The sequence below is a fragment of the Acidiplasma aeolicum genome (assembly GCF_001402945.1).
GTDB classification, from domain to species: Archaea; Thermoplasmatota; Thermoplasmata; order Thermoplasmatales; family Thermoplasmataceae; genus Acidiplasma; species Acidiplasma aeolicum.
Genome location: NZ_LKBG01000269.1, coordinates 1 through 7,413, shown reverse-complemented (window position 1 = coordinate 7,413; position 7,413 = coordinate 1). Strand labels below are relative to the sequence as shown.

7 protein-coding genes and 2 pseudogenes are annotated in these 7,413 nt (G+C 33.3%); 7 read left to right on the top strand and 2 right to left on the bottom strand.

All coding sequences use genetic code 11. From position 1 onward, the window contains the following. A pseudogene (locus AOG54_RS09770) lies at nucleotides 1-287 on the top strand (hypothetical protein); the annotation flags it as partial. 118 nt (nucleotides 288-405) lie between these two features. Next, the gene (locus tag AOG54_RS08305) at nucleotides 406-1,785 is read left to right on the top strand and encodes an MFS transporter (protein WP_048101712.1); all 1,380 of its coding nucleotides are present in this window, start codon (nucleotides 406-408) and stop codon (nucleotides 1,783-1,785) included. Between the two features lie 264 nt (nucleotides 1,786-2,049). On the opposite strand, the gene AOG54_RS08300 is transcribed toward AOG54_RS08305, so the two are convergent. Then, on the bottom strand, nucleotides 2,050-2,817 hold the full coding sequence (locus AOG54_RS08300) for an MBL fold metallo-hydrolase (RefSeq protein WP_048101711.1): 768 nt from the start codon (nucleotides 2,815-2,817) through the stop codon (nucleotides 2,050-2,052). Between the two features lie 122 nt (nucleotides 2,818-2,939). Continuing rightward, nucleotides 2,940-3,275 carry a hypothetical protein gene (locus tag AOG54_RS08295; protein ID WP_048101710.1) on the bottom strand — a complete coding sequence of 112 codons (336 nt, stop codon included), beginning with the start codon at nucleotides 3,273-3,275 and terminating at the stop codon, nucleotides 2,940-2,942. A gap of 100 nt (nucleotides 3,276-3,375) precedes the next feature. Between AOG54_RS08295 and AOG54_RS08290 the strand changes: the two genes are divergently transcribed. The 5 genes and pseudogenes from AOG54_RS08290 to AOG54_RS08270 all read left to right on the top strand — a co-directional run. Continuing rightward, nucleotides 3,376-4,377, top strand: a complete 1,002-nt coding sequence (locus tag AOG54_RS08290; protein ID WP_048101709.1) for a M56 family metallopeptidase — start codon at nucleotides 3,376-3,378, stop codon at nucleotides 4,375-4,377. A gap of 17 nt (nucleotides 4,378-4,394) precedes the next feature. Beyond that, a complete protein-coding gene (locus AOG54_RS08285) occupies nucleotides 4,395-5,060 on the top strand; it encodes a 16S rRNA methyltransferase (protein ID WP_048101708.1) in 666 nt (221 codons plus the stop codon). A gap of 96 nt (nucleotides 5,061-5,156) precedes the next feature. After that, nucleotides 5,157-5,591 carry a 30S ribosomal protein S15 gene (locus AOG54_RS08280; RefSeq protein ID WP_048101707.1) on the top strand — a complete coding sequence of 145 codons (435 nt, stop codon included), beginning with the start codon at nucleotides 5,157-5,159 and terminating at the stop codon, nucleotides 5,589-5,591. Next, nucleotides 5,591-6,925, top strand: coding sequence for a DHH family phosphoesterase (locus tag AOG54_RS08275; protein ID WP_048101706.1), 1,335 nt, complete (start codon nucleotides 5,591-5,593; stop codon nucleotides 6,923-6,925). Before AOG54_RS08280 ends, AOG54_RS08275 begins: the two co-directional genes overlap by 1 nt. Before the next feature lie 37 nt (nucleotides 6,926-6,962). After that, nucleotides 6,963-7,413: pseudogene (locus tag AOG54_RS08270) on the top strand (M20 family peptidase); the annotation flags it as partial.

Below are 7,413 nucleotides of genomic sequence, written 5' to 3'. Positions count from 1 at the left end.
CTGTTTTGAATCCCTGACACCAAGACTTTTAATCGATTCATCAGAACATAAAATGACCATAACCATAAGAAATTCATTAAAATCAAATAATGAGGTAGAAAAAATGAATAAACAAGAAGGATGGTAAAAGTAATATCATCATTCCCTGATTATGACTCACAATGAATATATTCTATTTAAAATCATTAGATTTCAATTCAAAACACGCATTCAGAAAGATGAACGGATACTATAAATGCAATAATGATGAGATTAAAGAGATGTTCAATAAGAGGTACGCTTTATAAATATACAGAATATGGTACACAACAGAAAACTCTGGGAATTATATAAAATATATGCCATTATATTGGATTTTATATATTATATGGATTTCAATTAAATATCCATAAAATATATTTAAATATGGCTTATAATGCTTTAGATAATGCAAAAATGAACTCACTGCATAGAAAAATAACTGCGCTTTCTGTTGGTGGTACATTTTTAGATGGATATGATATTTCAATTATATCTGTTGCGTTAATAGTAATGTCCAAAACAGCCTTTGATCTTGATACCGATTTTGGAAAGGCAATGATTGCCGCGTCAACTACCATTGGTATGTTTCTTGGGGCAATTATTTTTGGATACATTACAGATCTTTATGGTAGAAGAACAATGTACATGTACGACATGGCATTATTTATCGTTTTAACAGCAATGTCTGCTTTTTCATGGAATTTTATATCTTTGTTTTCAATAAGATTTATACTCGGCCTTGGTCTCGGGGCAGATTATGCAATTGGTACCACAATTATCAGTGAGTTTTCTCCAGTTAAATACCGTGGCAAGCTCCTGGTTACAAATGTGCTTTCATGGTTCCTGGGAGCCGCTGTTGCTGCTCTTACCGGTTATTTCCTACTTTATCTTGGAAACCAGTCATGGAGATATATGTTTTTAATTGGTATTATCCCTGCTGCAATTATACTTGTTCTCAGGAGGGATGTTCCAGAATCCCCAAGATGGCTTAACAATAAGGGTAAAACTGAGGAAGCATCTGCAATTGAAAAAAAATTAACTGGAACATCTGATAATCTGGAAAAAATATCAAAAGATAGGACAAATCCCTTAAAAGAGCTGCTAAGCAAAAAATACATCAAAAGTTTAGCATTTATTGGGATATTCTGGTTTACCTTCGATGCCTCATTCTATGGCATAAGTATATTCAGCCCAACAATACTTGAACTGCTTGGATTAAAAGCCAGACTTGCTGTGCTTGGATCTGCTGTGTTTGATACCTTTGCCATTCTTGGAAGTCTAATAGCAATATTATTAATAGATAAAATTGGAAGAAAGGGTATAACAATAATAGGTTTCTCGGGCATGGCTATCTCACTGGGATTGCTGGGAATTATAACATTTTACATGCCAAATAAATCGGCATTCATAAGTGCTGGAATACCAATATTTGTTCTGTTCCTGGTATTTTATATCACAGAGGCAATAGGGCCTGGATCAACCGATTTTGTTTATCCAGTGGAACTTTTTCCAACAGAGGATAGGGCAACAGCCCAGGGGTTTGGAACATCTGTAAGCAGGATAGGTGCTATACTTGGTATAACTACATTTCCATTTATAGTGACAGCATATGGTTTCAGTGCAAGTCTTTTCTTCTTTACCAGTTTATCAATTATAGGATTAATGGCAACGATATTTCTTGGAACAGAAACCATGGGGAAATCCCTGGAGGAAATCAATAAAGAGGAGGTTAAGGAATCCATACTTGAGGCGGGGGCAAAATAAACTCATTTTTATAATAATAAATATTATATCAAATTTTATTCCTCTATTTTTAAAATTAACTATAAAAATTTCCTCATTAAAAATGTAATTTAAATTTTTCAACTCCCGGCAATTATGTACAATCACCAAAAAAAGATTTTACCGACCTATTATATGTAATAAACTATTTTTTATTTTAGTTTTTCAATAAAAAATTAGAATTTAACGTTATTAATAAAACACACATAAGTTTATTTTATTTAAATTAATAAAATATACATATCATCATTGCCCTGATAAAATAATATCATCGAATGGCATGATCATCTTTTCATCCCTTTTTTCATTAAGCAACGACAATGTACCATCTGTTAGATGCACAGGCACCAGTTTTTTAGCGCCACTTTCATTAAAAGCCCTCATTACCGAGGAATATGTTGAGTGCTTCCAGAAGCTTGCCGTTTCAGATTCAGAATCAGTATATGTCATTTCATGTAATAATAAATCGGCGCCCTCTGCTGCCAGTGATATTTGATCATTATACGCTGTATCACCTGTATATGTTATTATATTACCCTGATACTCTATTCTGTACATATTGTCCGGTATAACATGATTGCCTTGAAAAGCAACTATATAATCATATTCTGATTTTTCTATAAATCTTGATTTTATTTCATAAACCTCCTTACCATTATTTATCTCAACGTATTTTGATGTAATCCTAAATCGTTCATTATCTGGTGTGTTGTATATCTGCAGAATCCTCTCAGTATTTTTTTTAATACCGGGAGGCCCCATGATTATTAGCTCATCCTTAACATTTAAAGCACCACGGTACCAGAGTATTTCGGCCAGACCACCAAAATGATCCAGATGCATGTGGCTAATTAAAATCTTATCTATATTGGCCGGATTAATGCCATTTTCAAGCATGGACTCAATTGTATGGGGACCACATTCTATTAAAATATGATTATCTATTATCATTGAAACATTGCGTTTTCCAAATTCTATATGTGAGGACCAGTTTCCAAGAAATTTCAATCTCATCGTTTCACCACTATAAACTTTAATTCAAAGTTTATTTTCTATAATTTTAAAATAATTAATTATTTGCCATATATTTAAAATATATCTATATATTTTACATAAAAAATTTGCTTATTATTCGATTATTTTTTAAATCCCGTGACATTTGCTGCATAATCACCTATATAAGGTATAAAAATATCCTTGTTTATCGACGCCTCGTACCCTACATAGATGCCATAGAGCCAGACAATAGCTATCAGCAGATCAAATATATATAATAGTGGTAAAAATAAAGGCACCAAAAAATATGAAATAATATCAATTATGAATATCGCAATGCCGAGGAGTATTGCCTGCACACCGTGGAATTTCATCCTGTTATCATTTCCATACATAACATAAATGAGCACACCTGTTAAAACCGGAACCAGATATGCTATCAGGTACATTATTGAATTTTTATTTTCGTCTGACATTGTACGTTATTATAAGTCATATATATAAATTTTTATCCAAATTGACATCCACATGAATAATATTAATAATTAATTTATATTATATCATAGGTCAATTAACATGTATCAGCAACAAAGGAATAAAAACGAGGATTTTTTGAGAAAATCCAATGCTATATCAACAGTTTCACTTTTTATTCTATTTCTTGTTTACATCATATTATCAGAATTTAAATTTTCAGTATACACTGTAATAATAATGGTAGTTATAACAGCAATAAATATCATATTATTTACCTATTTTAAGTATAAAATACACATAGGATATAAGGAGGAAAATATAAATATAATGGATTATGTATCAAGTGATTTAAGCTGGAGATATTTAATATATTTATCACTTTTCTTTGTTGGTATGGTTCTGGTTGAAAATTTTGTTCTTATAATAAGGGAATACTCGTATATGATTGTTTTAAATGCCTTTATATTTTTCATATGGGCTTTATCATTAAACAATCCAATGGTTACATTATTAATTAAAAAATCGGTTCAGTTAAAAGATATTTTTATAGTGCATGAGGTCTCAGAATTATCACTCGAAATGGGTATAGAAACACCATCAATATATATTCTAAATACAGGCAACAGGATAGCAAATGCATTTGAAATTAACAGCAGGGAGGCATATGTTTTTATAACCAGTTATTTAATGAATATACTTGATTATAATGAGATAATAGCCGTACTTGCCCATGAATTATCCCATATAAAACTAAAGCATAACAGAAAAACAGCACTGATTAATTTCGGTGTATATATTATAGTAATAAATGTTGCGGCACTTGGATTTGTATTTAATATAGGAATACTTCTTGCACTTTCTCCATTCTTTTTTATATCCCTTATTGTATTCCTTTTTCTGATCATTCCTGCAATTAAAAGGAGAAATGAGGTGGCTGCAGATTTAAACGCAGTAAGGTATGTTAAAAAGGAATACCTTGAAAGTGCATTGATTAAAATATCAAACATTGAAAACATACCAGAAAATGTGATGAAATCATTAAGTCTGGATCATCCGGCCACATCAAAAAGAATTGAAATTATAGAAAAAAGTAAATCTTAATCGGCAATTATCCAGTTATGTTAAATCTTGTTGTTGCAGATGCGGAACTGCAGTTAATACCCGAACAAATGTTGGATGATCCAGCAATAAAGAAAATTGCAGCCAAAAACCATAAAAAACCATCAGAAATGTTACTTGACTCAAATTACATGCATACCTCCATAGATAAATATTTTCCGGGCAGGTCCACCAGAATGGGGCGCCCTGATATAATATATATATTTCTGGAGGTAGCCATGGAATCAATACTTAATAAAAGGGGGCTCCTAAGAATTTACATACATACAAAGGAAAATAAAATTATAGTAATAAATCCTGACGTGAGTCTTCCAAAATCATACAATAGGTTTACAGGCTTAATTGAGGATTTATTCAGGAAAAAGGAAATAAAGGTGGGCGGAAAGACATTATTATCCATGGAAAATGAGGATATAATAAGTTTCTTAAATAACACAGGAAAAAATACTGTGGTGCTCTCACCGCATGGTAAGTTTTCCAATCCATCTGATATAATAAACATGGATAATATCAATGTTGTTATAGGGGGATTTTCAGAAGGTGATTATGTTACAAATTTATATGACCATTTTAATTCATATTCCATATTTAAGGATGAATTAACCATATGGTCAGTGGGTATGGAGATAATTGCACAGTTTGAAAGATTTATCAAAGTTCTATAATAAATTTTATATGTAAAAATTAAAAAATATATCAGTTAGTTTATTATAAAAAACAAAAAAGATAAATTTATAGTTATAATACCGTTACAGATTATTATGGCACGAATGCATACACGTAAGAGAGGAAAATCCGGATCAAAAAGATTACAGCTTACCGAAAGGCCATCATGGCTGGTAACGGACGATGAAATTAAGGATCAAGTTTTGAAGATGAAAAAGGACGGGCTTTCAAAGTCAATGATAGGAATCAGGTTAAGAGATCAGTATGCAGTACCCGGTGTAAGACCTGTAATGCATAAGAAGATGTCCCAGATACTGGCAGAGAACGGTATTAAGGAGGATATACCTGAGGATTTATCATTCCTTATAAAGCGTTATAAAAATGTATCAAAGCACCTGCTTTTAAACAAAAAGGATATAAGCAACAGGCGTGGCAGGGATCTTATCATGTCCAAAATGCTTAGGCTTATAAGGTACTATAAAAGGACAGGAAGGCTTTCAAAGGACTGGTCTCTTGATAGAGTTCTGTGATGATAGAGGAAATCCTGGATAAAAAATTATACGATAATATCAATAAAGCGTGTGAAAAGGTTAGGGGCGAATCATATGTACGGGTGCTTGCACATAATGATGGGGATGGTGTAAGCTCCGCAATTATATTATTAAACGCACTTAAGAAATTAAATATAAAGTTTCATTTAAGTTTTGTTAAGAGCCTTGATAATGAGGGCTTCAGGCAGCTTTTTGAAGAGGAAAAGAACCCATTAACAATTGTTGTTGATGCAGGGTCATCACAGATTCCTGGTATAATAGATTATGATAATTATATCATCCTAGACCATCATTTTTATAATCCTGTGGATGGTATAAGGGGAATTAACATAAATATAAGGGATTACGGCATAAATGGCACAAGGGAGGCATGCGGTTCAACCATGGCATATATATTTTCACTTGTACTGGACGAATCCAACAGAAATCTATTCCCTTTTTTCCTTTCAGGTGTAACATCAGATAAACAGGATATAGGTGGTTTATCCGGCCTCAATAAAACAATTTACGATGCATATAATACATATAGCATTAAGCACACATTAAACCTTGAGGGAAATCTTGGAGATGCAATTACATACTCACTTGACCCCTTTTTTAATGGGCTCACAGGAAATCCAGATGCAGTAAGGGGTTTTTTGCAGTCACTTAATATTAATTTTGATAAGAATATTCTGGATCTTAACGATGATGAAAATAAGGTCCTTGCAAATGCACTGGCGTTAAAATTACTTGAGAATAATATTGGTTCTGACGGAATCAGGTATATTGAGGGTGACACACTCTATTATTCAGATCTTAATTTTACATCAAAGGAACTTGTTTCAATTATAGACGGAAACAGCAGGGTTGGTGAAAATTCACTTCCTGTCCAGTATTTTTTGGGTGATAATTCAGTAAGGTTAGAGATGCTAAATAATATAAAAATTTATAAAACCAAGTTAATAGATTACATATACCGTGCAAATTCAGAAATAACAGAAGAAAAGTATTTAAGGTATTTTTACGCCCCAGAATCCGAAATGGCAGGGCCAATTGCCGGCGCAATTGCACTCTACCTGATGAGGCCTGATAAGCCTGTAATAGGCTTTAATTCTGGAAATGATGATATCAAAATATCTTCCAGAGGGACCAGGGCCTTAATTGCCCGGGGATTAAACCTATCTGAGGTTATGTCCATTGCATGCAAAAAGGCAGGCGGTTCCGGCGGCGGTCATGATATAGCCGCAGGCGGTGTTATACCACCCGGAAGGGAAAAAATATTTATTGAGGCCGCCAGCGAGATAATAAAATCGCAGATACACCCATTGTAATTATAAATTTATTTAAGTATAATTGGCATTAACTGTTATGTATGATGATAATTTTAGGGAACTCATCCTGGATGTATCCAGTAAAATATACAATTTTGCTGAACTTGGAAGCCAGGAATATAAATCATCCAAACTTTTAATGGATGTGCTCCAATCCAATGGATTTGTAATAACAAACCCATACCTTGGCATGGATACCGCATTCAGGGCAGAATATGGTATAGGTCATCCATCTGTTGGAATACTTGCAGAATTTGATGCACTTCCCAACGGCCATTCATGCGGCCATAATCTTATTTCTGCATGGGCCCTTGGCACGGCGATCAAGGTTGCACAATCTTTAAAGTCAGGCAGAATCGTGGTATTTGGTACACCCTCTGAGGAGGGCATAGGTCCATATGCTGGAAGCAAGGCCATAATGGCGGAAAAGGGTGCATTTAAGGATATAGATTTTGTAATGGGCATGCATCCGGATGACAGATGGGCTG

Bases quoted from the DNA above. Each gene is read 5' to 3' on its own strand.
- AOG54_RS08300 (WP_048101711.1), bottom strand. From the start codon at position 2,817: ATGAGATTGAAATTTCTTGGAAACTGGTCCTCACATATAGAATTTGGA.
- AOG54_RS08290 (WP_048101709.1), top strand. From the start codon at position 3,376: ATGTATCAGCAACAAAGGAATAAAAACGAGGATTTTTTGAGAAAATCC.
- AOG54_RS08305 (WP_048101712.1), top strand. From the start codon at position 406: ATGGCTTATAATGCTTTAGATAATGCAAAAATGAACTCACTGCATAGA.
- AOG54_RS08280 (WP_048101707.1), top strand. From the start codon at position 5,157: ATGGCACGAATGCATACACGTAAGAGAGGAAAATCCGGATCAAAAAGA.
- AOG54_RS08285 (WP_048101708.1), top strand. From the start codon at position 4,395: ATGTTAAATCTTGTTGTTGCAGATGCGGAACTGCAGTTAATACCCGAA.
- AOG54_RS08275 (WP_048101706.1), top strand. From the start codon at position 5,591: ATGATAGAGGAAATCCTGGATAAAAAATTATACGATAATATCAATAAA.
- AOG54_RS08295 (WP_048101710.1), bottom strand. From the start codon at position 3,275: ATGTCAGACGAAAATAAAAATTCAATAATGTACCTGATAGCATATCTG.